Here is a 24,613-nt window from a genome sequence, read left to right as displayed (position 1 = left end):
GTTTGACAACTTCTTCAAATACACTACGAAGTGCTTCTTTCAAACGAACGCCTCGAAATCTGTTGATGGTATTGTGGTCGGGATAGCTCATGCCGCTCAGCCACATGAAATTGATGTTCTCCCGGCACGCCGTTTCCAATTTGCGACTGCTGTAGACATTGCTTACGTAGCCAAACACCAAAACTTTCAACAACATCTGCGGATGATAACTGGAGCAGCCTTTTATCTTATAAGCGTCCAATAGGGACTGGATGTTGATCCGGTTGATTACATCGTTAACGATACGTACCGGATGACCTTTGGCCACCAGTTCGTCCAAAGTTGGAGGAATGGCCATGATCTGGTCCTGATAGTAAGGCTTAAAAGTAGGTCTTTGAGATGGCATATATCCTTTTTGTTTACACTATAAATATATGAAAATCAAACCGTTAAAACAAATAATAAACCTTAGATAATGAAAAAAAAGAGACTGCCTTTTTGAGACAGCCTCTTATTTTTTAATGATACTCTGGTGTTTTAATAGGTAGTGTTATATCGCACTAAAATATTAAAATTCATCGTCATCATCGAAGTCATCCAATCCTCCAATCGAGTCGATTTCAGGTAAATCGAAATCATCATCGAAATCATCATCATCGTCATCAGGACCGTTGAAAGATGCGAATTTTACTTCTTCAAGATCTTCGTTAGCTAAAGTTGCCGTGTTCATAAAATAATACTTTATTGTTTCTTATTCAATGTTGTAAAATTAGAGAAGAAAACTATTTTTTAAAACTTTTTTTAAAAAAAATATTAAGCTTTATTTTTCTGTTAATCAGTATGTTGAATTGTATTTTGAAAATAAAAATTTATTTTATTTTATTTATTCATTTGTTTCACCAATCGCATTGTCCTCGGTAACGATGTCTTTCAATTGAGGGAGATCTCTCACACCATTGATTCCGAAGTGATCCATGAACTGCTGGCTTGTTGCATAAAGTAATGGTTTTCCGATACTATCTGCTTTTCCCGCAATTTTGATCAGCTTCTTTTCCAGTAACCGTTGAATAGAGTAATCGCAGCTGACACCTCTAATCTGCTCCACTTCTAATTTTGTTATCGGTTGTCTGTAGGCAATGATTGCGAGGGTTTCTAGCGCTGATTGACTTAGTTTTCGCTTGTTATTGTGATTTTGGAGCTGTTGTATCGATTCATGGTAAACAGCTTTTGTCAAAAACTGATAGGCGTTGTTGATATAGCGTAATTCGAGTACATAGTCTTCGTCCTGGTACTTCGTTTCAATTTTTTTAATCAACTCACGTAGCTCTTCCCTGGATACTTCGATGGCTAAGGATTCCTGCAAAATCTGTTTAATATCGGCAAGATCTATTCCTTCCGCAGAAGCAAATATAATTGCTTCAATATTTCTTATGACGTCTTTCAATGTATCGTATTAATAGTTAATGACCTGTTCGACCATTTGGGCTGGTAGCTCGCGGAACTCATACTTTTGTGTTCGCAGTTGTGGGCTGAATCCAGCTTCCAAAATAGCTTCCTGTATAGATTTTGATGTAAACCGATGTGGTGCACCAGCTGCCGAAACGACATTTTCTTCAATCATAATTGAGCCGAAGTCGTTCGCTCCAGCGTGCAGACATAATTGCGCTGCCCGCTTTCCGACGGTGAGCCAGGAAGCTTGTATATTTTTAATATTAGGAAGCATGATGCGACTTAAGGCAATCATGCGAATATATTCTTCGCTCGTTACATTATTGGTAATACCGCGCAGTCTTTTCAATAAGGTACCATCATCTTGGAAAGGCCAAGGGATAAACGCAATAAATCCATGGGATTCCTGAGGTTTTTCATCCTGTACTTCGCGAATCCATACCAAATGTTCAAAACGTTCTTCTATCGTTTCGATATGGCCAAACATCATGGTGGCAGAAGTTGGTAAATTAATTTTATGGGCTGCCCGCATAACATCTAGCCATTCTTTACCACCGCATTTTCCTTTTGATATAAGACGTCTCACACGATCATTGAGAATTTCAGCTCCCGCTCCAGGTAGCGAGTCTAGTCCTGCTTCTTTCAATTGCGTCAAAACTTCAATATGGCTCATGTTCTCCAATTTGGAAATATGCGCAATTTCAGGTGGACCGAGAGAATGTAGTTTTAGCGTAGGATAAAGTTCCTTTAATTGCTTGTAAAGGTTTTTGTAAAACTCAATACCTAAATCCGGGTGATGGCCACCTTGCAGCAGCAGTTGATCGCCACCGTATTTAAAAGTTTCCTCTATCTTTTGTTTGTAGCTTTCAATATCGGTAATGTAGCTATCTTCATGACCAGGGCGACGGAAAAAGTTGCAAAATTTGCAATTTGCAATACATACATTGGTGGTATTGACATTTCTGTCGATTTGCCAGGTTACTTTACCGTGTGGCACTTGTATCTTACGCAATTCATTGGCTACGAAAGTCAAATCAGCTGTAGGTGCGTTTTGATATAAAAAAACACCCTCTTCCTTGGATAGGAACTCAAATCGGAGCGCCCGTTCTAATAAATTACTTACATTCATCAACAACAAATATAAGGAGCTTTTAGCTTATTTGGACCAATTTGTAGAATATTTGACAATGCACATTGAATTTTGGGAAAGGTTTTCGGTAACGAAAACAAAAGGATGTGCTTGTGTAACAATAGTATTGCAATTCGGCTTAGTGTATAAAATACAATAACTTGATTTATAGCACTTTGTGAATTAATTAAGATTTTTCCTTTTTTTTTACATTTATTATTCTTTACATTTGTTTAACAGATTTTAACACTTCTGGAAAATAACCAAATTAAGTGAAAAATGAATAACCAAGGGGAATGAACCTGTCAACGATATCGCATTGTTGTCGTCAGACCTAAAAAAAATGACCAAGAACTTAAATAAACCAATATCAGCTAAAACAACTAAAGAATAAACATAAATTTTTTAAACCACCTATTTAGTAAAATTATGATGAAAAAAACGGACAAAAATTGCTGTTTTGATCTCATATTGGGCCAAAAGTTCAATAAGAGGTTTCTGCTTATGAGTTCTCTTCTCATTGGGGGAGGAATGACCACTCATGGATTTGCCAGTGGATTAGTTAGCCATGGCAAAGTTGAAGTCGTTTCATTAATGAAAACAAAGCGTGTACAACAGACGCCTATCAAGGGGATCGTGAAGGATGCTGCTACAGGTCAAGGTATTACAGGCGTTTCTGTTAAAGTAAAGGGAAGTAGTACCGGGACGTCGACCGACGAGAATGGTGCATTTACTATTCAAAGTAAAGTAGGCGATGTGTTGATCATCAGTTACATTGGGTACAAAAGCACTGAGATTACTGTTTCTTCGAAAGCTGATCTTTCAATTTCGTTAAGCAGTTCAGAAGACGCCTTGGAAGAGGTCGTTGTGACAGGTTATTCGGCACAACGTAAGAAAGATTTAACAGGTGCGGTCGCTGTTGTCAATGTGAAGGAATTGAAGACCACACCGGCTGCGAGTGCTGTTGAGGCATTGCAAGGGCGAGCAACAGGGGTTCAGATCGTAGTGGACGGCGCTCCTGGTTCTACACCACAGATTAAAATTCGTGGCTATAGTACGATTAACAACAATGAACCCCTTTACATTATTGATGGAGTGCCTTATGAAGGAAAGTTAAGCTGGTTGAATCAAAATGATATTGAAACAATGCAGGTGTTAAAAGATGCATCAGCAGCTTCAATTTATGGTTCACGCGCAAACAACGGTGTCGTAATTATTACAACTAAAATTGGTAAAGAGGGAAAACCTCAATTTAACCTTGATTCTTACTATGGTGTACAAGTACCAAACAGCTCACGTTTTCCAAAAATGTTGTCTCCACAACAAACTTTGGATATAGAAAATAGATTAAATGGCACAAATAATGTACTTCCGGACTATCTTATCGCTGGACCTAAAGTAGGCGGTAAAGATGTAATCACTGCAGCGGATATCGATATGTCAAAATATAAATACGATGCAAGCAGCCGTTCGGACTTCTATCAGATTACGAAAGCAAATAAGGCCGGAACGAACTGGTTTGATGCTTTGTCTCAAAATGCCCCCACACAATCACATCAGCTTAGTGTTTTAGGCGGCGGAGAGAACGCTTCATACGCGATTTCTGGTGGTTATCTGAAACAAAAAGGAACGATTATTCATACCGGTTTTGAAAAATATAATCTTCGTTCAAACACACGCTTCTCTGCCTTTAATAATAAACTACGTTTCGGCGAAAATATGCAATATAGTTTTACGGAAGGATTTGGTATGGGAGTAAATACCAATACTGCCGGGGACTATATCGGTGAAGGTAGTGCTTTAGGTTTTGCGTATCGTATTCATAATATCATTCCTGTATATGATGAGGGCGGAAATTTTGCAGGATCTGTTGGCGGACAGTATGGTAATGGAGAAAATCCTGTTGCTATCGCCTATCGTGCCAAGGATAATAAAAATAAGAGCAATATGTTTTTCGGGAATGTCTTTGGAGAATTTGATATTGTCTCAGGATTAACCTTCCGTAGCAGTTTTGGTATGAAGTATGAAAACTACAATGGTGTATCTTATACCTATCCAAACCCTGAGTTTACAGAAGGAAGTTTTAACAATGGAATTAATGAATTTTTTGGACTGAATAAAGAATGGACTTGGACAAATACTTTAAATTATAAAAAAACATTTAATGAGGCACATACGTTGAGCATTCTTGCTGGTACGGAAGCTATTCAGAATAGAAATAGGCAAATAAGGGGAAAAGGAAATGGCTTTTTTACAATGTCATCGCTTGATTACCTTTACTTGAATGCCGCTTCAACTGGTCGCGTCAGTGAAGGTAGCGGTTCTGTAGGCTCCTTGTTTTCGGTGTTTGGAAAGGTTGATTATTCCTACAAAGATCGGTATATCTTAAGCGCAACAGTGCGTCGTGACGGTTCTTCTAATTTTGGGCCGAACAATAAATATGGAACATTCCCTGGAGCGAGTGCTGCCTGGCGTTTGTCGCAAGAAGAGTTCATGAAAGGTGTTTCATGGATTTCTGACCTAAAAATCAGAGCAGGTTATGGGGTAACGGGTAACCAACGTATTCCAGCTAACCAATATTTAAATCGCTATCAAGTTGCTATTAATTCTTCTTCTTATCCAATCGATGGAAGTTTAACATCCGGTATGTGGCAGAATGCGTATAATAATCCTGATGTAAAATGGGAACAAGTATCCGCATTGAACATTGGTTTGGACTTTACGCTTGCCCAAGGTGACTTTGATGGTTCTTTCGACTGGTATAACAAGAAAACGAAAGACATGTTATACCTGCTACCATTACCTGCTGTTGCCGCCGGTCGTGCGGGATCACCTTATGTAAATATTGGTGATATGCAAAACAAAGGGGTTGAGTTTTCATTGAATTACCATTATGGAAGACGTCAAGAAAGCCAATTTAAATTCGATCTGTCGGCTACAATATCGCGAAACGTGAACAAAGTTGTTGCCTTGGCGCCTTCTGTTACTCAACAGGTTTACGGTAGCTTTAGAAGTATGGAAACTTCTATCTTAAAACCAGGAGAGCCAATTGGTGCTTTTTATGGTTATAAGGTAATCGGTATCTATTCGGATGCAGATATGTCAAATGCAAGCGTGGCCAAATATGAGGATGGAAAATCGCGAGCAGGCGGACTTAAATTTGCGGATATTAACGGTGATGGAAAAATCGATGCCAGCGATCGTACGATCATAGGTAGTCCACATCCTGATTTTGTGTACTCATTCAATATCAATGCATCTTATAAAAATTTTGACTTTATGGCTTATTTCTATGGGTCAAAGGGTAACCAAAATTATGAGGCGACGCGTTATTTTACGGATTTTGGCGTATTTAGAGGCCAAAAAAGTGTACGTGTCTTAGACGCATGGGATGCCAAAACAAATCCTTCCAGCATGATTCCGTCGCAAGTGGTGGGGGCATCGGCGTACGAATATGCTTCTTCGAGCTATTACGTTCAGGATGCGAGCTTCTTAAAGTTGAAGAATCTGCAGGTTGGATATAATTTTGATACAAATAAGGTGTTCGGTAATAATACCGGTATCAAAAAATTGCGTGCCTATATTGGTGCAACAAATCTATTTACAATCACAAAATATCAAGGCCTAGACCCAGAAGTAAGTGCAACACCTTCAACATATTCTGCTTTGGGGGTAGACTTCGGAGTGTATCCACAAGCACGTCAGTATATGTTGGGTGTGAGTCTTGGTTTTTAAGGTTTAATGATTTAAGTTAAAATTTGATTGAAATGAAAAAAAGAAATATAATCGTCGTTCTCGGAATATCAATGGCTTTGCTATCTTCTTGTGGTAAATCTTTCCTGGAACGTATTCCACAGGGGGAGTTGTCTGACACGCAGGTTGCTAACTCAAAGGGTATTGAAGCTGAATTGATTGGTGCATACGGCATTTTAAATGGCAATGTCAATGGTACTTGGGGAAACTATTCTTCAGCACCTAGCCAGTGGTTGTTTGGAGAGGTTGCGGGGGATAACGCCCATAAAGGTTCTGAAGCTACGGATCAACCTAATATGAATATGATCGAGTTTCATACACCAAATAGTTCTAATGATAACCTGAGCCAGATGTGGGAGGTATACTATGAGGGTGTGCTCAGAGCAAATAATACGTTACGACTTTTGAATGCGGATCAGGCAGGTGCAAAAACAGTGACTGCGGACCGTGCAAAGCAAATTCAAGGTGAAGCCAGGTTATTGCGTGCACATTATTATTTTTACCTCTGGCGTGTTTTCAAAAACTTAGCCTACGTGGATGAGACTATGACGGTGGATGAGGCCAAGGTTAAACCTAATAAAGATGATGTACTGCCTAAGATCATCGACGATCTGAAATTTGCAGTGGATAATCTTCCTGCCACTAAGATCAACCAACAATCAGGCCGTATGGATAAAAATATCGCTAAGGCATATTTAGGTAAGGTTTATTTATACCAGAAAAAATATGCTGATGCATTGGCCTTGTTTAAAGACGTTATCGGTGCAAAGGATCTTCGTACGATGCCGTACCAAAATAACTTTGACGTACTTACAAAAGATGGCCCAGAGGCATTACTGGTATCTAAACATGTGATTAACCCAGATGGATCTGGCGACAATGCCAATGTTGGCGATATGTTGTCTGGATTAAACGGAAGTAATCCTGTAGGTTGTTGTGGTTTCTATCAACCGACCATTGATTTGGTCAATGCGTATAAAGTTGATGCAAATGGCTTACCATTGTTGGACGGTTCTTATCGCAATAATCCATATAAATCAGATTTCGGTTTGTCTGATGAGGCAAAGAAAACATACAAACTTGATGTGACGCTTCGTTTTGATCCACGGTTGGACTATACGGTTGGTCGTAGAGGTGTAAATTTCTATGATTATGGTGTCATGCCAGGCGATGCATGGATTCGTGAGGTGAGCTCGGGAGGACCATTTGTTGGTATAAAAACAATGATTCCGAAGAGTCTGCATGCGACACATACGGCGTCAGGAGCGGCATATATTACTGACTTGGATGTTAATATTATTCGTTTAGCTGATGTTGTTTTAATGGCAGCGGAATGTCAAGTTGAATTGGGCGACTTAGGTGCAGCGATGAATCTCGTAAATGCAGTTCGTGAACGTGCGGCAAAATTACCTCCAAAAACGACTGGCGATAATGTTGCGGCGGCAGTATATGTTGTTAAACCCTATACTTCTTTCCCAGACCAAAATTATGCGCGCAAAGCTGTTCGTTTTGAACGTCGTTTAGAATTAGCGATGGAAGGACATCGTTTCTATGACCTCGTGCGTTGGGGTGAGGCGAAAACTGTATTGGAAAGCTACGCAACGTTTGAAGGTGGTTTTATGGCTCGTTATAAAGGCTTAAACTATAAACCACAAAATGATTACTTCCCAATTCCACAATCGCAGATTGACAGAAGTGGTGGAGCTCTGACACAAAATCAAGGATATTAATTTTTGATAGTTTTAAAAAGGAAAGGGGGAGGCGTTGTCTTCCCCTTTCCTTTTTAAGGATTTGTATCTGAATTTTGGCAATAGACGAAAGGGAGTTCATGCAGTTTTTTGTATGTTTGAACTGATGAAAAAAATTTTAAGTGCATTATTGCTGCTTTGGTTTCTGCCCGCTGCTACTTTTGTAGCGAAGGCTCAGAGCTTTGAGGATGTTTATCAGCTATTTCAAGAATCTAAAATATTAAATGATCATTTTGTTGGTTTTTCTTTATACGACCTCAATGCCAATAAATATGTCATGGATATAAACGGCAATAAGCATTTTACGCCGGCTTCCAATACGAAAATGTATACCACCTATGCCGCACTGGCACTGTTGGGCGATTCAATACCTGGTTTGGAGTATGTGGAACGCGGAGACTCGTTGCTTATCTGGGGGACTGGTGATCCGACCTTTCTGCATAATCGTTTAGATACCCGGGTAGTATACAACTTTTTGAAAAATACGAATAAACGCATTTTTGTCGTGCCAGGGACAATGAAGAATAAGTTCTTTGCGCATGGTTGGGCTATGGAAGATTTTGAGGCTTACTATCAACCTGAAATCAGTACATTTCCTATTTATGGCAATGTGGTCACTTTTCGACAAAAAGGTTATAATTATCTATCGACCTCTCCAGCAAGTTTTCAAAATTCACTGGATTTTTTGCCGGAACCTAAGGTCGGTGATTTTGAACTTTCCCGCTCATTTCATGCAAATTCCTTTTGGATGTCCAAACGTCCCGTTCCGAGCGGTTATGTCAATGAAGTTCCATTTATCTATTCTGATAGCTTATTTATTAAATTATTGGCGGACAGTCTAGGTAAATCCGTCACCTTACTATCTTACCAAAAACCAAGCAATACCAAGATACTCTATTCCGGCAGTACCAAAAATTTAATCCGTGAAATGATGTTGCCAAGTGATAATTTTATTGCTGAACAGTTTTTGATGATGTGTTCGTGGAAACAATTCAGTCAATTTGATACTTACTTGGTACGGGACTGGATGAAGAATAACGTTTATAAATACTTTTCAGCTGAGGTCGCCTTATTTGATGGATCGGGTCTGTCGTCCTATAACAAGGTGACTCCGCAGAATAATGTAGATCTATTGGTCCTCTTGAAAAATAAGTTGCCGGATGAGCAAGAGCGTTTCCGTCTTTTTCCGGCTGGAGGTGTCGATGGCACCCTAAAACGTACCTATAGCAAAGATCTCGGTGAACCGTTTGTTTTTGCTAAAACGGGAACGATTACATCTGTCTATAATCAGAGCGGTTATCTGATTACGCGGACAGGAAGGCGCTTGGCATTTTCTTTTATGAACAATAATTATATAGATGATCGAGCAAGTGTAATTCGTAAAGAAATGGCTAAAATAATTACTTATATTCGTCAAACTTATTAAGCCAATTTAAATGGAAGCAATTGTAAAAAACAATAAAAAATTGATTCGTTCTTGGGCCATGTTCGATTGGGCCAATTCTGCTTACAACCTTGTTATTACTTCCACGATATTCCCTGTTTACTATACCGCAATTACGACGACAAAAGAGCATGGTGATGTTGTTCGTTTCTTTGGGATTGAAGTCGTCAATACCGCACTTTCCAATTTTTCTTTGGCCTTTGCCTATTTGCTGATGTCTTTTTCTTTGCCTTTTATTTCTTCCTACGCTGATGCAAAGGGGAAAAAGAAACAGATTATGAAATTCTTTACCTATGTTGGAGCGGTTGCATGTATGTGCTTATTTTTCTTCAAGCTTGAAACCTTGGAAATTGGTATCATATGTTTTGTTCTTGCGGCGATGGGCTATATTGGTGGTGTTTTGTTTAACAATTCTTATTTACCGCTTTTGGCAACTGTTGATCAACAAGATAAGGTGAGTGCGCAAGGTTTTGCTTATGGATATATTGGCTGTGTCACTTTACAGATTCTTTGTTTTATAGTGGTGCTTAAACCTGAATGGTTTGGTATTACAGATGCCTCACTGCCGGCTCGCATATCGTTTCTAATGGTCGGATTGTGGTGGCTTGGGTTTTCAATGATCCCTTTTAAATACCTGCCTAAAATTGATGCGACCGAGAATAACACCGGTAAGAGTTTTGTACAGAATGTACGGGATGAATTCGGCCATGTTATCCAAAAGATCAAAGGTATTCCAGAAATAAAACAGTTTTTGCCGGCTTTTTTCTTTTATGCAATTGGTGTTCAGACCTTGATGATTGTAGCCTCTTCTTTTGGAGAGAAAATTTTGCATTTAGGCGCAGAAAGGTTGATTGCAACAATTCTTCTCATCCAGCTCGTGGCTATCTTAGGTGCATTTTTAATGTCTTATTTATCTACGCTTTTTGGAAATATTAAGGTGTTGATCGTTGTGGTGATGATCTGGATCGGCATCTGTATTGCAGCATTTTATTTATCTACTCCACTTCAGTTTTATATAATTGCTGCACTGGTCGGTTTAGTTATGGGCGGGATTCAGTCCTTATCACGCTCAACCTATTCTAAGTTAATTCCGACGGATATTAAAGATACGACGGCTTTCTTCTCTTTTTATGACGTTACAGAAAAAGTTGCTATTGTCATTGGATTATTCTCATTCGGGTTTATAGAACAGGTAACACATAATATTCGATATTCGGCATTGGTTCTTTCTTTATTTTTTGTAATTGGATTGTTACTTTTGGTCCGGATATTAGTATCCAATAAATCTTAATTTTATTGATTGAATTGCATATGAAAGTAGAACTTTTTGTTCCTTGTTTTATAGATCAGCTTTACCCTGAAACCGCTTTTAATACGGTTCGTTTATTAGAAAAAGTCGGTTGCGAGGTCGTCTATAATCCTGAGCAGACATGCTGTGGCCAGCCGGCCTATAATGCTGGATTTTGGGATGATGCGAAACAGGTCGGACGGAAGTTTTTAGGTGACTTCTCGGGAGATCATGTGATTATTTCTCCTTCGGCGTCCTGTACTGGTATGGTACGACATGCTTATAATGATTTATTCGCAAATTCGGCAGATTCCCATCAATGTCATAAAATACAACAACAGGTGATGGAAATCTCTGATTTTTTAGTAAACGTGCTAAAAAAAGAGTATTTTGGAGCTGAATTGGAGGGTGTTGCGGTATACCATGATTCTTGCTCGGCTTTGCGAGAGTGCAAAATTAAAGAGGAACCACGGAAATTATTGAGTAAGGTCTTAGGTTTGGAGATGGTGGAGGTGAAAGATAGCGAGACATGTTGTGGGTTTGGGGGAAGTTTTGCCGTTAAATTCGAAGGAATATCCGCGGCAATGGCTGAGCAAAAAGTGCGCAATGCACTTGATCTGAATGCGGATTATATTATTTCCACTGATTCATCTTGTTTGCTACAGCTTCAATCTTATATCGATAAACATAAATTACCCATTCAGACGATGCACCTCGTTGATGTGTTGACCACTGGCTGGGGAAATATTTAAATAACACATTAAATCTAAACACATGAATTCAAGAAGAGATTTTCTTAAAAACCTTGCGCTAGCATCTGCTGGTATAGCATTAGCTCCCTCTTTGGAGAGTTTTGCGGCAGCAAAGAAAGATTGGTTTGACATTTCCTTGGCTGAATGGTCATTGCATAAATCCTTGTTTAAGGGAGATTTGAACAATTTGGATTTTCCAGTATTGGCTGCCAAAAAATACGGTATCTATGGGGTGGAATATGTGAATCAATTTTTTAAGGATAAGGCTAATGATAATAATTACCTTACTGAGCTAAATATGCGCGCGAAAGATAATGGTGTACGTAATGTACTCATTATGATTGATGGTGAAGGAAATCTCGGTGACGAAGATGAAACAAAGAGAAAACAAGCTGTGCAAAACCATTATAAGTGGATTTCTGCAGCTAATTTCTTAGGTTGTCATGCCATTCGTGTCAATGCGGCTGGAAAAGGAACGCCTGAGGAAGTGAGTAAGCGTGTTGTTGAAAGTTTAACAACACTATCTGATATCGGTAAAAAAGCGGGCATTAGCATAATTGTAGAAAACCATGGTGGTATCTCTTCGCATGGTGACTGGTTGGCCAATACATTAAAAGCAGTGGGTAGTAAATATTGTGGAAGTTTACCCGATCTTGGTAATTTCTATGAGTATGATCGTTACCAAGGTGTAACGGATTTAATGCCTTATGCGCATGGTGTGAGTGCCAAAACACATGATTTTGATGCCAATGGTAATGAAACGCAAATTGACTATGAGCGTATGTTGAAGATTGTTAAAAAAGCAAAATTCAAAGGTTATGTGGGGATTGAATATGAGGGAAGTAAGTTGAGTGAGGAAGAGGGTATTTTTGCTACTAAAAAATTATTGGAACGTTTGCGTCCTTTGATTTAAAATTTAACTATTCGAGTTCTTTTCTGTCAATGGAAAGAACTCGAATAGTTAAATAGGTTTTAATTGATGTGTTGCTCGGATGCAACAACTAAAAAAACTGAAGTCCATTTGTTAGAAACCTATTAAAATCTTCACTATCTTGCTTGAGTATATGAAGATGAGTGAATCACTACTTTCTTGGTGTAGAGGACCATCGGATTTTTCCATTTACTGATGGTATACTTATAAATGGAAATCGCACTACCTTATTTTGAAAAATAACGACTAAAAAAACATGAATTTTGAAAAAAATGCTGTTCTTGAAACCCATTTGCAAAAAGTAGGGGCGGAACATGTATTGGTACAAGGGCATCCAGCCGGCTTGTTCGTATTATTCTTCACAGAGATGTGGGAGCGTTTTAGCTACTATGGCATGCGGGCGCTGTTGGTGAATTTTCTAGTTTCTACCATCGCCCAACAAGGATGGGGCTGGACCAACTCCGAAGCGATGAAGCTTTACGGTTTGTACACCGGGATGGTGTTTTTAACGCCCTTGTTCGGCGGAATTATAGCCGACCGTCTTACAGGATATAAAAAATCCATTATGGTGGGGGCTGTAATTATGACTCTCGGGCATATCGCTATGGCTTTAGAGGGATTTAATAAAAGCTTTTTTTTGGCAGGGTTGGTGCTGATTGTTTTGGGAAATGGATTGTTCAAACCCAATATTTCTTCGATGGTAGGGAAATTATATCCGGATAAAGGAGGAAAAAAGGATGCTGGTTATACCATCTTTTATATGGGCATCAACGGGGGAGCGTTTTTAGGAATGATGCTATGCGGTTATATTGGTGAGAAGATCGGCTGGCATTATGGCTTTGGGCTTGCCGGAGTATTTATGTTTTTGGGAATGTTGCAGTTCTATTTTGCACAACCCATTTTCGGAAAAATTGGAAATACACCCGAGAAACAAGACGAGTTAACCGATATTGCGGCCGGTCAAGAAGAAAATCCAAAGCATATTGTTCGTGATCGTTTGCTGGTAATAGCCATTTTTATGTTGTCAAGTATTGTTTTCCATTTAGCTTTTGAGCAAGCAGGTGGCTCGATGACGATCTTTGCAAAAAATTATACACAACGGGTATTGAGTGGTGAAGTAGCGGTTTTATTTAAATGGCTGGATGCTGCATTGACGGTTTTGCCGATTGTGGTAATTACCGGAGTACTGTTTGTTTTAGCGAAGAAAATCATACGTAAATACCCTATGATCATACTTTTTTCGAGTATTTCTTTTGTGATCATTTGGTCTTTGTGTCTTTGGAAAGTTTATCGGGAATATTATGGTATGAATTCCGAAGTAACTGTATCCTGGTTTCCGATGTTAAATTCTTTCTTTATCATTACGCTGGCCACATCATTCAGTAAGATATGGGAGAAAGTATGGAATCCTTCTGGTCCGATTAAGTTTGCCATGGGACTGACATTAGTTGGAGTTGGTTTTGCAGCTTTATCTATTGGAAGCTCTGAGATTCCTACCGGTGCAAAGACGGCCTCTGTTAGTATGATCTGGTTGGTATTGGCATACTTTTTTCATACAGTGGGCGAATTGTGTATTGGTCCGGTTGGCCTTTCTTATGTCAGTAAACTATCGCCCAAAAAATTCCTGGGGTTATTGTTTGGTTTTTGGTTTTGTGCCAATGCCATAGCTAATTTTATAGGGGGCTTTATTGGGTCGTATATTGATAAGATTACTGAATCTCATTCGATGTCTTACTTCTTTGCTGTGTTTACAGTGATCCCTATGGTGGCTGCTGTATTTCTTATTCTAGGCAACAAAAAAATAAAAAAGATGATGCATGGAATTGATTAATTCATAGAAAAATAGTGTATCTTCAAGCGATTTTTATCAAAATAAAAACAAAACCTGAGTTATAAAACAATTATTGAAATTATATGAATCAAGAAAAAGATCAAGTTCTTGTAGCGCATCTTGCTAAGCAGGGGATCGATGACAAGATGGTAAATGGACATCCTGCCGGATTATTTGTGCTATTCTTTACAGAGATGTGGGAGCGGTTCAGCTACTACGGTATGCGGGCATTGTTGACCTTATTTTTAATAAGTTCCATTGCTGATGGAGGATGGGAATGGAGTAATGAACGGGCCATGAAACTTTACGGTTTGTATACTGGTTTCGTCTATTTGACACCATTGATCGGTGGAATGATAGCGGATAAGCTAACCGGTTTTAAAAAGGCAATTTTGATCGGTGCTTTGGTCATGACCTTGGGGCATTTGTCTATGGCATTTGAGGGCGTAAATTCAAATTTCTTTTATTTAGGTCTTGTGTTAATGATTTTGGGTAACGGGATGTTTAAGCCTAATATTTCTTCTATGGTGGGAAATCTTTATCCGGATCAAAGTCCTAAAAAAGATGCAGGGTATACCATATTCTACATGGGCATCAATGCCGGGTCATTTTTGGGAATGCTTCTATGTGGGTATATCGGCGAAAAAATTGGTTGGCATTATGGATTCGGACTTGCTGGAGTGTTTATGTTCTTTGGTATGTTGCAATTCTATTTTGGACAAAAGATATTTGGTATCATCGGAGATTCTCCTAAAGCACTTCGGGCTTACCATGAAAAAAAGATCAAGAATCACGAAGAAGAGGAAGAGGTCATTCCAGCACATGTTGTCCGAGATAGATTGATCGTCGTCACCATATTCATGTTGGCTAGTGTAGTTTTCTTTCTGTCTTTTGAACAGGCAGGAGGATCGATGTCAATCTTTGCCAAGGACTATACGCAAAGGGTTCTGTCTGGAAGTTCGGCGGTGACGTTTAAATGGATTGATACTATTTTGACCATTGTGCCTATTGTTATAGTCACAATTGTTTTAACAGCATTGGCTAGAAAGATATATAAACAATATCCATTAACGATTTTATTTACTGGTATTTCGTTTGGTATAATTTGGTGTTTGGGACTTTGGAAAGTCTTTAGAGAAATAGGAATAACTGGATCAGAAGTCGGCGCTTCATGGTTTCAGATTTTGAATGCATTTTTTATCATTTCACTGGCATCGTCATTTAGTAAATTCTGGGAAAAAATATGGAATCCGTCTGGTCCTGTTAAGTTTGCATTGGGCTTAATATTAGTAGGTATCGGATTTGCAGCATTGGCTTATGGGGCGAGTGAAATTCCCCAAGGTGCCAAGAGAGCCTCTGTCAGTATGATTTGGCTTGTAATCGCCTATTTTTTCCATTCTGCAGGAGAGCTTTGTTTGTCACCTGTTGGTTTGTCTTATGTCAGTAAGCTTTCTCCAAAGAAATTTTTGGGACTTCTTTTCGGTTGTTGGTTCTGTGCTTCGGCTATTGCCAATTTTATCGGTGGATTTTTAGGCTCATACATTGATCGCATTACAGAAGAACATTCGATGTCTTACTTCTTTATGATATTTGCAATAGTTCCGGGAGTTACTGCATTGTTGTTGATCATCTTTAACCCCTTATTGAAAAAAATGATGCACGGCATCAACTAAATTGTTGTAAAAGGTGAGCATATAAAAAGCGGAGGGTTGATCATTACACTGATCAACCCTCTGCTTTTTATCTCGCTTTTATTCTTCTACTTTTAAAAGCAGTTTATCGATGCGGTGTCCATCCATATCGAGCACCTCAAAAATTAGGTTTTTAAATCGCACGCGTTCACCTTCTTCGGGTACGTGATCTAATCTTAGGAACACGAGGCCTCCTACGGTGGTTACATTGCTGATCTCATCTTCATCTTCTTCAGAAAGACCGATTTCAAATTCATCCAAAAGGTCCTCGATCTGATATTGTCCGTCGACAACATAATCGCCGTTTTCCAATTGACGTATTGTCGGACGGGCACTTAGGTCACTTTCTGTGATGTTGCCAACCAAATCGCCAACGATATCCCGTAAGGTAATAATTCCCTGTGGTGACCCATACTCATCAATGACAACCGCTTGATGGATACTGGAGGTACGCAAGGTATTCATAATGCTATACGATGAACTGAATTCGTTAACAAACTTGATCGGTAACATAAGTGTTCTGAGATCAAATGCTTCGTTCTGGAGGCATTGACGGAGTAATGATTTTACATGAACAACACCTTTGATATTGTCGAGACCACCTTCACAAACTGGGTAGATGGAATGATCGTTGTCCAAAATGATCTTTCTGTTTTCTTCAAAGGAATCTTCCAGATCCAAAAAAACAATGTTTTTGCGGTGAGTCATTAGGTTGACCGCTTTTTTGTCCCCTAAACTCAACAAACGGTCGACGATATCGTGCTCAATACCTTCGATGACGCCACTGTCAACACCTTCGTCTACTAATGTCTTAATTTCTTCTTCTGTGACACTATTGCCGCTGCTCTTGATATTGAGTATTTTGACAATAAACTCCGTCGACATACTGAGTAGCCATACAAATGGCCGAACGATTTTGCTAAGCAGGTTCATCGGGTAAGCAATCAGCATGGCGTACTTCTCCGGAATAGCCATACCGATACGTTTGGGGACCAGTTCACCAAGCACCAACGAAAAGTAGGTGATGATAAAGACGACAATGATGACGGCGAGCTGTTCGCTATAGGGGGCTATGATACTAGATTTATTAAAGATCTCTACCAGGTAAGATGAAATACTGCCGCCAGAAAAGAATCCGGTTAAGATGCCAATAAGGGTAATGCCTATTTGTACAGTGGATAGAAAGCTGTTGGGCGATTCTTTTAGGTTTAGCGCTATTTTTGCAGCGGCATTGTTTTTATCGCTTTCAGCCTGTAGCCTTGCCTTTCTGCTGGACACGATGGATATTTCTGATGCCGACAGTATTCCGTTTAGAATAATCAGGACTAAAATAATAATTGCTTCGGTAAGCATAATGAGTTGAAAAAGTTGTTTGCTAGGCTAATTTACGGAAAAGACCGGCCAAATAGTAGGATTATTATGATTATGTCAGGCATTCATAAAAAAAGCCGTATATCTTTCAATACGGCTTTTATGATAATAAGCGTGTTTTTTCAATTACATTCCACTGTCATCTAACATAAAGGTATTTTTCTTGGTTTTCCATTTTCCTTTTGTGAAATCAGGGAATTCCAACGTTTTATTTCCTTTTGCAATAGACTCGGTAGATAATGGGAATACAGCGCTCATGGTTACTGAATCATACACGTCAATTGGAGTCTGTACTTTTTGTTTTACAGCTTGAATGAACGCATTGAATACAAACCAGTCCATGCCACCATGGCCAGAACCGTTTGCTACCTCCTCATATTTTTGCCAAATTGGGTGATCGTATTTCTTTACCCATTCGTCTGCAGAATCCCAAGTGTGTGGTTTGGATTTACCCTCGATGTGAATACCTTTGGCAACATCCATCCAAATACCGTCTGTTCCCTGTACGCGGAAACCGATAGAGTAAGGTCTTGGTAAGTGTGTATCATGCGTTAATAACATGGTTTCTCCATTCGCACATTGTAACATCGTTTGAGTGATATCACCATTTTTGTAATTGATCTTACCGTTAGGATGTCCCGGGGAAACTTTATTGACATAGGCTGCCAATCCACGGGCTTTACTTGAGTACGAAGTGATATGAGTGAATCTGTTCCCCTTGTTGATATCTGCAAATTGCATAATTGGACCTAAACCGTGTGTAGGGTATAGATCACCATCTTGGTCGATATTGAACTGTGTACGCCATTGTGCCTCAGAAATTGCTTTCGGACCATATTCAACGCCATGGCCATAATAGGCTTTTCCGTCATTGAATAATACCTCGCGTAAATCGTGTTGATAACCGCCTTCCAGGTGCAACAATTCACCAAATAGTCCTTGTCTGTGCATATTCAATACAGCAAGTACATCACGACGGAATGCAACATTTTCTAGGGTCATGTAAGGTTTTCCAGTTTCTTCGGATGCTTTCACAATATCCCAGTGATCTTGTAGCGTTAAACCTGCAATAACCTCGCAACCCACGTATAGACCAGCTTTCATTGCGTCAATAGCTTGGTTTTTGTGGAATTGCCAAGGCGTTGCAATAATGACAGCATCTAATTTTTCATTGCTTAACATCTTTTTGTAAGCATCAACTCCACCAGTATACTCTTTTGGAAGTTTGGTGCCTTTTGCATTGAATTGTTTACGGCATTGTGCTAGAGATTCTTCCTGGGTGTCACAGACAGCCACAATTTCTAGATCATCTCTGTTTAGGGCAATTTGAACGTGATTACGTCCTCTAAGGCCTACGCCAATAAAACCGATTTTTATTTTCCCATTTGTTTGAGCAAATAATTCTGTACTTGAAAGGACACCGATTCCAGCTGTAGTGATGGCAGTCGATTTTATGAAATTTCTTCTATCCATTGTTTTGAGATATAAGGAGTTTGTATATTAGTTATTTACTTGTTTGAAAACAGTCCTTAAGACTGGCTACTATTAACAAATATATTATTTCATTTGGGATAAATGAAAGTGCAAACGTTTGCTTAATTTTATTAAATTTCATGCAAACGTTTGATTGAAATAAAAATTATCATTTATTAATTCAATTTGTGATATTGCAAGCACATTGATGATTTAAAAAACATAGTTTAATGTCTGATTTTAACCAATTAGTAGTAGAGAGCGCAGCAAAACAATTCACATTAGAAGGAGATATCATTTCAGTGCAACCGTTTGGTTCTGGTCATATCAATGATACTTATCGTGTAGTTACTACTGTAGATAGCGGTATATCGCATTTATTACAACGTATTAACCACCATGTTTTTCCGAACGTGGATGGATTAATGCATAATATTGAGATTGTCACCAAGCATCTTAGTAAGAAAGTTAAAGTCGCTGAAGGAAAAAGAATCAGCGATCATGTATTGACAATTGTTCCTACAAAAGATGGGAAATTATATATAAAAGATAGTCAGGATAATTATTGGCGCATGTTTATCCTCATAGAGGATACTAAAAGCTATGATATTGTAGAGACTGAGGTACAGGCAGCTGAGGGTGGTCGCGCTTTTGGTTTGTTTCAAAAGCAGCTCTCGGATTTAGATGCTTCATCGATCGTTGAGGTACTTCCTAACTTTCATAATATAGAGTTTAGACTCGAAAATCTTCGAAAAGCAATCGCTAAAGATGTCTGTCAACGCGTAGCGTCGGTGAAAGACAAATTGGATTTTATCTTTAGTCGTGAAGATCGAATGAAAACCATTCTTGAACTTGGTAGTAAGGGTGAGCTTCCGCTGCGTATTACACATAATGATACAAAGTTTAATAATGTGCTCTTAGATCGCCACGATAAGATGCAATGTGTCATCGATTTAGATACCGTCATGCCGGGCTATGTGGCATATGACTTTGGGGATGCTATTCGGACGATTATTAACCCCGTTGCCGAGGATGAGAAGGATGTTTCGAAAATTCTGCTAAATCTTGCTTTATATAAGGCATATGCCGAAGGTTATTTGGAGGAAGCTAATGACTTCTTGACAACTTTGGAGAAAGAAACATTAGTAGATGGAGCCTTCTTATTGCCATATATGCAAGGAGTACGTTTCTTAACGGACTATTTGGAAGGAGATCATTACTACAAGACTAAATATGAGGACCATAATCTGGTGCGTACAAATACGCAACTGAAATTGGTTGAAGAGATGGAAAAGAATGAAGCATTTATGCGGAAGGTAGTTTTTGATTGCATTTAACAATTTTATACCTTTAATCATATTGAGAAGCTTCCATCGCGTAGATGAAGCTTCTTTTTTCTGTATAAAAAAATATTCGAATGAAAAAACTAACCATTTTGCCTATCGCAGCGGAGCTGGCCAATACACTAGATTATCATACTTTGTCGAAGCTCTTGAGCAATCTTGAATCGCATTCTTTGGAGTTTAATAATTGGAGCGAATCTTTCCCGTATAAACCTGAGGTACAATTTAAGATTGGCTACACCCGGGAGTATCTAGTGTTGCAGTACGATGTCGTCGAAGAACAACTTCGGGGTAATTATTCCGATACAAATCAAAATGTATGGGAAGATAGTTGTGTGGAGTTCTTTATTTCATTTGATGGACGCAAACATTATTATAACCTTGAATTTAATCTAATTGGAACGGGCTTGATCGGTTATGGCCCTGCCGAAAAGGCGAGTCGAAATCGGTTGGATAGTACAACGATAGAACAGGTGCGTACTTACTCTTTAATTGAGCGTAATGGTTCAGATAAGAGATGGAGTATGATTGAGGTAATTCCATTTGCTGTATTTCAGTTTGACGATCTTGTAGAGCTGAAGGGTAAACTGATACATGGGAATTTTTATAAATGTGGTGATCATCTCAAACAACCACATTTTATATCTTGGAATAAAATAGAAAACCCAACTCCTAACTTCCATCTCCCCGAGTTTTTTGGAGAAATGGTCTTTGGTTAGGAGTTGAGTAAAAAAGTTGATGCTTATTGGTAAACAGATTCTTTTTTGAATTTCTTTGCCAATAAAGCATATACTAATACACGGTATTTATTTTTATTGGATTTGCCAATAGCGGTAATCACTTCCTCTAGTGCCTTGTCTAAATCGGGCCCATCTTTTAGACCTAATTTTTTGATCAAAAAATTTTGTTTGACACGGTTCAGTTCTTCGGGATCTGATGCAGCGACGGTTTCGGAGTCTGCATTGTAAATGGAAGGTCCTATTCCTTTTGTTACTTTTGCAATAAATGCTTCATCTAATGATAAGCCTAGCTTTTTTGATTCTGCAACATATGCAGCAATTTTTTCATCTAATTTGCTCATAATTATGTAAGTGATTTAATTGTAGTTAGTTAAGTTAGGTAAAAAAGTCGATAAACAAAATTATTCTTTGGGTTAGGATAAAGATTGTTACATTTGTACCCTTGATAAGTGCTGTTAACTAAAATGTGGAAAATTTCAACTAATTATTCTTCGTAATTGTTGTAAGTTACATTTTTATAAGTTATCTTTGCACCTCAATAATTGAATATACGTAATCATAATAATAATGAAAAAAGATTTGCATCCTTCAAATTACAGATTAGTTGTATTTAAAGATATGTCAAATGACTATGCTTTTATTACAAAATCTTGTGTTGATACTAAAGAAACTATCACATGGGAAGATGGTAATGAGTATCCAGTTGTAAAACTAGAGATCTCTCATACATCACACCCTTTCTATACAGGTAAAATGAAATTGGTTGATACTGCTGGTCGTATCGACAAATTCCGTAACCGTTACAACAAAAAATAATTGTAGCAGATCTGTATATTACAATATTAAGAACTCGATAAATATAATTTGTCGAGTTTTTTTTGTTATTTTTAATTTGTGAAAATCTTCTTTACAGATTGCTTTGATTCGATCCAATTGTTGGATAAGCTTAGCTCCCCATTAACTACTTTTGATAGAAAGAGTCTTTATCCATTTACTTTCGTGAAATCTTGCTTGGACCTTCGGGTTGGTATACTGACTTTACGGGAGAAATGGCTAAAATTAGCTTTAGCATTTGATGTACACTATATTGCCGCTCATTCGAACGAGGAGGGGATTATTTGGTTGTCTGAGAACGTTATCCCGTCAGTAGTATTATTGCAGGCTATACAGCGCTTGGGTGTAGGAGAGGTTCTTGTACAGCGCGGATACGTTATCGCTTGTTGTTATGCGCGTATGGGCTCTTATCGTGTACAAGAGATTGATACGTCAGTGGATCTACTAAAGGGGGTAGAAGATCTGTTTTTGCTTACAGGAGCTGAAATAACACGTGATTTCAATCTTCTGGTACAAGATGTTCAGTCGTCCAGTATAGCTGTGACGAATCAATTGTTAGGAAATGACCTTTATGTAGGCGCTCGTGTTAGCGTGGAATGTGCTACGATCAATACTCTACAAGGCCCCATATATATCGATGAAGATGTTACAATTATGGAGGGAGCGCATTTGCGTGGTCCATTATACCTTGGTAAGGGTGCCGTTGTGAAAATGGGCGCCACGATTTATGGCAATGTTTCGATAGGCAAGCAGAGTGTCATTGGGGGAGAGATCGGAAATTCGGTCATTGGTGATTTTTCGGCCAAGGGGCATCATGGTTATCTAGGGTGTTCAGTGATAGGGGATTGGTGTAACTTAGGGGCTGGTACCTCTAACTCCAATTTGAAGAATAACTTAAAGACCGTTTCAATTTACGATTATGCATTGGATGGTGTTCGGGATACAGGTCTGTTAAAATGCGGGGCCTTTATTGGAGACTATACACGCCTTGGTATCAATTCGGCTTTAAATACAGGGACGGTAATTGGAATTGCAAGCATGCTAGCAGATACAAGTTTTTATGCTAAATTTGTACCGTCATTTGCTTGGGTGTTCGACGGAGGTGTGCAAACTTATGAATTTGATAAGTTTATGGCATATTTGGAGACGCTGTATGCGTCAAAAGGGGAAGAGCTCACGGAGCAGATTAAAGATAAATTGAATCAACTTAACAAAAAATATAATTAAATCGTAAAATCATGCGTAAAAAAATCGTAGCTGGTAATTGGAAAATGAATTTAGACTATCAATCAGGATTGAGCTTGTTTTCTGAAATTATCAATATGGCCAAAGATGAAGTGATTGGAAACCAAGAATTGGTTGTTTGTAGCCCATTTATTCATTTGTCAAGCCTTGGGCAATTGTCGAAAAATGTTGCAAATGTAAATATCGGTGCACAGAATATTCACCAAGCTGAGTCCGGAGCCTATACAGGTGAGATTTCGGCTTCACAAGTGAAATCAGTAGGTGCTTCACATGTTATTTTGGGGCACTCTGAAAGACGTGCTTATTTTGGTGAGACTGATGCATTGTTGGCATCTAAAGTGGATATTGCATTAAAACATGATTTAACACCAATATTCTGTATTGGAGAAACAAGAGAAGAACGCGAATCTGGGGCTTTCTTTGATGTGATCAAAACACAATTGACAGATGGATTGTTCCACTTGTCTAAAGAAGCTTTTGCATCTGTAGTATTGGCATATGAACCAGTTTGGGCAATTGGTACTGGCTTGACAGCTAGCCCAGAGCAAGCACAGGAGGTTCATAAATTTATCCGCGAGGTGCTAGCTGATCAATATGGTCACGAGATTGCTGATAATACAAGTATTCTATATGGAGGGTCTTGTAATCCAGGTAATGCAAAAGATTTGTTTGCTCAAGCCGACATTGATGGTGGTTTGATAGGAGGGGCTTCTTTAAAATCGAGAGATTTTATTGATATCGCTAAAGTATTTAACGGCTAATTTTTAGAAATGAAATACGTAGAGGTTATCTTTCAAATGCGATCAGGTGAAGAATGGCAGAAGGATTTGTTGATATCTGATTTGGCTGATATTGGCTTTGATACTTTTGAGGATACCGAATCTGGATTTGCAGCTTATATTTCAGCTGCAAATCTTGACTTGCAAGCATTAGAAACTTTGATGCTTCAACCTTATGAAGGCCTAGAGGTCGATTATAAGATACAGGAAATAGAAAACCAGAATTGGAATAAATTGTGGGAAAGTAATTTCAACCCAATTGAGGTGGGGGGGCAATGCTATGTGCGTGCAACTTTTCATGAGGCAAAACCTGAGTTTCCCTATGAAATCATTATAGATCCGAAGATGTCTTTTGGCACTGGCCATCATCAAACAACTTCGATGATGCTTCAGTATATCTTGGAGAATGATTTTAATGGCAAGCAGGTTTTAGACATGGGCTGCGGTACAGGGATTCTAGCCATTTTGGCATCAAAAAAACGTGCGAATACTGTGTTGGCTGTGGATTATGATGAAATATGTGTCGAAAGTGTGATCGAAAATAGAGTGCTCAATCATGTTGAGCATATTGAGACGCTCTGTGGATCTTATGAAGTGTTAACAGGTCGGGGCTTTGATGTGATTTTGGCAAATATTAATCGTAACATTCTTTTAGAACAATTACCTCAGTATGCATCGAGCATTCGTACAGGGGGTGAGCTGTACCTAAGTGGTTTCTATGAGCAGGAAGATTTAGCAATCTTAAGCGATGCGGCGACGTCATTAGGTTTTGAGTTTATCTCCAATAAAGTTTTAAATAATTGGTGTGCAGCCAAGTTTGTGAAGCGATAATT

Annotated in this window: 21 protein-coding genes; 14 read left to right on the top strand and 7 right to left on the bottom strand. The window is 38.7% G+C overall.

What is annotated here, in order from left to right:
• The 4 genes from IQ31_RS16645 to mqnC form a co-directional block, all read right to left on the bottom strand.
• On the bottom strand, positions 1–385 hold a 385-nt coding region (locus IQ31_RS16645), incomplete at its 3' end, for a transposase (protein ID WP_145328738.1).
• A 162-nt stretch (positions 386–547) separates the two neighbouring features.
• Complete coding sequence (locus IQ31_RS27525; RefSeq protein ID WP_167450446.1) at positions 548–709, bottom strand: hypothetical protein; 162 nt, start codon at positions 707–709, stop codon at positions 548–550.
• A gap of 153 nt (positions 710–862) precedes the next feature.
• Positions 863–1,423: an SMC-Scp complex subunit ScpB gene (gene scpB / locus IQ31_RS16640; protein ID WP_075994035.1), complete on the bottom strand. Its 561-nt coding sequence runs from the start codon at positions 1,421–1,423 to the stop codon at positions 863–865.
• 9 nt (positions 1,424–1,432) lie between these two features.
• The gene (mqnC, locus tag IQ31_RS16635; RefSeq protein ID WP_145328736.1) at positions 1,433–2,557 is read right to left on the bottom strand and encodes a cyclic dehypoxanthinyl futalosine synthase; all 1,125 of its coding nucleotides are present in this window, start codon (positions 2,555–2,557) and stop codon (positions 1,433–1,435) included.
• A gap of 429 nt (positions 2,558–2,986) precedes the next feature.
• On the opposite strand from mqnC, the gene IQ31_RS16630 reads away from it, so the two are divergent.
• The 8 genes from IQ31_RS16630 (at position 2,987) to IQ31_RS16595 (ending at position 15,977) form a co-directional block, all read left to right on the top strand.
• Positions 2,987–6,292: a SusC/RagA family TonB-linked outer membrane protein gene (locus IQ31_RS16630; RefSeq protein WP_244294514.1), complete on the top strand. Its 3,306-nt coding sequence runs from the start codon at positions 2,987–2,989 to the stop codon at positions 6,290–6,292.
• 32 nt (positions 6,293–6,324) lie between these two features.
• Positions 6,325–8,040 carry a RagB/SusD family nutrient uptake outer membrane protein gene (locus IQ31_RS16625; RefSeq protein WP_145328734.1) on the top strand — a complete coding sequence of 572 codons (1,716 nt, stop codon included), beginning with the start codon at positions 6,325–6,327 and terminating at the stop codon, positions 8,038–8,040.
• 124 nt (positions 8,041–8,164) lie between these two features.
• Positions 8,165–9,484: a D-alanyl-D-alanine carboxypeptidase gene (locus IQ31_RS16620; protein ID WP_239468749.1), complete on the top strand. Its 1,320-nt coding sequence runs from the start codon at positions 8,165–8,167 to the stop codon at positions 9,482–9,484.
• A 10-nt stretch (positions 9,485–9,494) separates the two neighbouring features.
• Positions 9,495–10,793, top strand: coding sequence for an MFS transporter (locus IQ31_RS16615; RefSeq protein WP_046672366.1), 1,299 nt, complete (start codon positions 9,495–9,497; stop codon positions 10,791–10,793).
• Positions 10,794–10,813: 20 nt separating this feature from the next.
• Complete coding sequence (locus tag IQ31_RS16610) at positions 10,814–11,542, top strand: (Fe-S)-binding protein (RefSeq protein WP_070566110.1); 729 nt, start codon at positions 10,814–10,816, stop codon at positions 11,540–11,542.
• A 22-nt stretch (positions 11,543–11,564) separates the two neighbouring features.
• Positions 11,565–12,455: a TIM barrel protein gene (locus tag IQ31_RS16605; RefSeq protein WP_046672364.1), complete on the top strand. Its 891-nt coding sequence runs from the start codon at positions 11,565–11,567 to the stop codon at positions 12,453–12,455.
• A 274-nt stretch (positions 12,456–12,729) separates the two neighbouring features.
• Complete coding sequence (locus IQ31_RS16600; protein ID WP_145328732.1) at positions 12,730–14,304, top strand: peptide MFS transporter; 1,575 nt, start codon at positions 12,730–12,732, stop codon at positions 14,302–14,304.
• Positions 14,305–14,387: 83 nt separating this feature from the next.
• Positions 14,388–15,977 carry a peptide MFS transporter gene (locus IQ31_RS16595; RefSeq protein WP_145328730.1) on the top strand — a complete coding sequence of 530 codons (1,590 nt, stop codon included), beginning with the start codon at positions 14,388–14,390 and terminating at the stop codon, positions 15,975–15,977.
• Positions 15,978–16,055: 78 nt separating this feature from the next.
• Here the strand turns inward: IQ31_RS16595 and IQ31_RS16590 are convergent, their stop codons facing one another.
• Together IQ31_RS16590 and IQ31_RS16585 are read right to left on the bottom strand one after the other, a co-directional pair.
• Positions 16,056–17,348, bottom strand: coding sequence for a hemolysin family protein (locus IQ31_RS16590; protein ID WP_145328728.1), 1,293 nt, complete (start codon positions 17,346–17,348; stop codon positions 16,056–16,058).
• A gap of 144 nt (positions 17,349–17,492) precedes the next feature.
• The gene (locus IQ31_RS16585; protein WP_075994028.1) at positions 17,493–18,839 is read right to left on the bottom strand and encodes a Gfo/Idh/MocA family protein; all 1,347 of its coding nucleotides are present in this window, start codon (positions 18,837–18,839) and stop codon (positions 17,493–17,495) included.
• 230 nt (positions 18,840–19,069) lie between these two features.
• Here IQ31_RS16585 and IQ31_RS16580 point away from each other — a divergent pair, with 230 nt between their 5' ends.
• On the top strand, positions 19,070–20,176 hold the full coding sequence (locus tag IQ31_RS16580; protein WP_088162810.1) for a phosphotransferase enzyme family protein: 1,107 nt from the start codon (positions 19,070–19,072) through the stop codon (positions 20,174–20,176).
• An 80-nt stretch (positions 20,177–20,256) separates the two neighbouring features.
• Positions 20,257–20,901 (top strand): carbohydrate-binding family 9-like protein, encoded by a 645-nt coding sequence (locus tag IQ31_RS16575; protein WP_145328726.1) that lies wholly within the window; start codon positions 20,257–20,259, stop codon positions 20,899–20,901.
• A 23-nt stretch (positions 20,902–20,924) separates the two neighbouring features.
• Here the strand turns inward: IQ31_RS16575 and IQ31_RS16570 are convergent, their stop codons facing one another.
• A complete protein-coding gene (locus IQ31_RS16570) occupies positions 20,925–21,263 on the bottom strand; it encodes a DUF2853 family protein (protein ID WP_088162808.1) in 339 nt (112 codons plus the stop codon).
• 226 nt (positions 21,264–21,489) lie between these two features.
• Between IQ31_RS16570 and IQ31_RS16565 the strand changes: the two genes are divergently transcribed.
• The 4 genes from IQ31_RS16565 (at position 21,490) to prmA (ending at position 24,611) form a co-directional block, all read left to right on the top strand.
• On the top strand, positions 21,490–21,738 hold the full coding sequence (locus tag IQ31_RS16565; protein ID WP_046671774.1) for a type B 50S ribosomal protein L31: 249 nt from the start codon (positions 21,490–21,492) through the stop codon (positions 21,736–21,738).
• 78 nt (positions 21,739–21,816) lie between these two features.
• Positions 21,817–22,983: a putative sugar nucleotidyl transferase gene (locus IQ31_RS16560; RefSeq protein WP_145328724.1), complete on the top strand. Its 1,167-nt coding sequence runs from the start codon at positions 21,817–21,819 to the stop codon at positions 22,981–22,983.
• Between the two features lie 11 nt (positions 22,984–22,994).
• Complete coding sequence (gene tpiA, locus IQ31_RS16555) at positions 22,995–23,762, top strand: triose-phosphate isomerase (protein WP_088162806.1); 768 nt, start codon at positions 22,995–22,997, stop codon at positions 23,760–23,762.
• Between the two features lie 9 nt (positions 23,763–23,771).
• Entirely contained in the window at positions 23,772–24,611 is an 840-nt protein-coding gene (gene prmA, locus IQ31_RS16550; protein WP_088162805.1) for a 50S ribosomal protein L11 methyltransferase, read from the top strand.
• The last annotated feature ends 2 nt before the right edge of the window (positions 24,612–24,613 follow it).

This window comes from Sphingobacterium siyangense (genome assembly GCF_007830445.1).
GTDB classification, from domain to species: domain Bacteria; phylum Bacteroidota; class Bacteroidia; order Sphingobacteriales; family Sphingobacteriaceae; genus Sphingobacterium; species Sphingobacterium siyangense.
The sequence above is the reverse complement of the archived record's forward strand: the minus strand, read 5'-3'. Positions and strand labels throughout refer to the sequence as shown.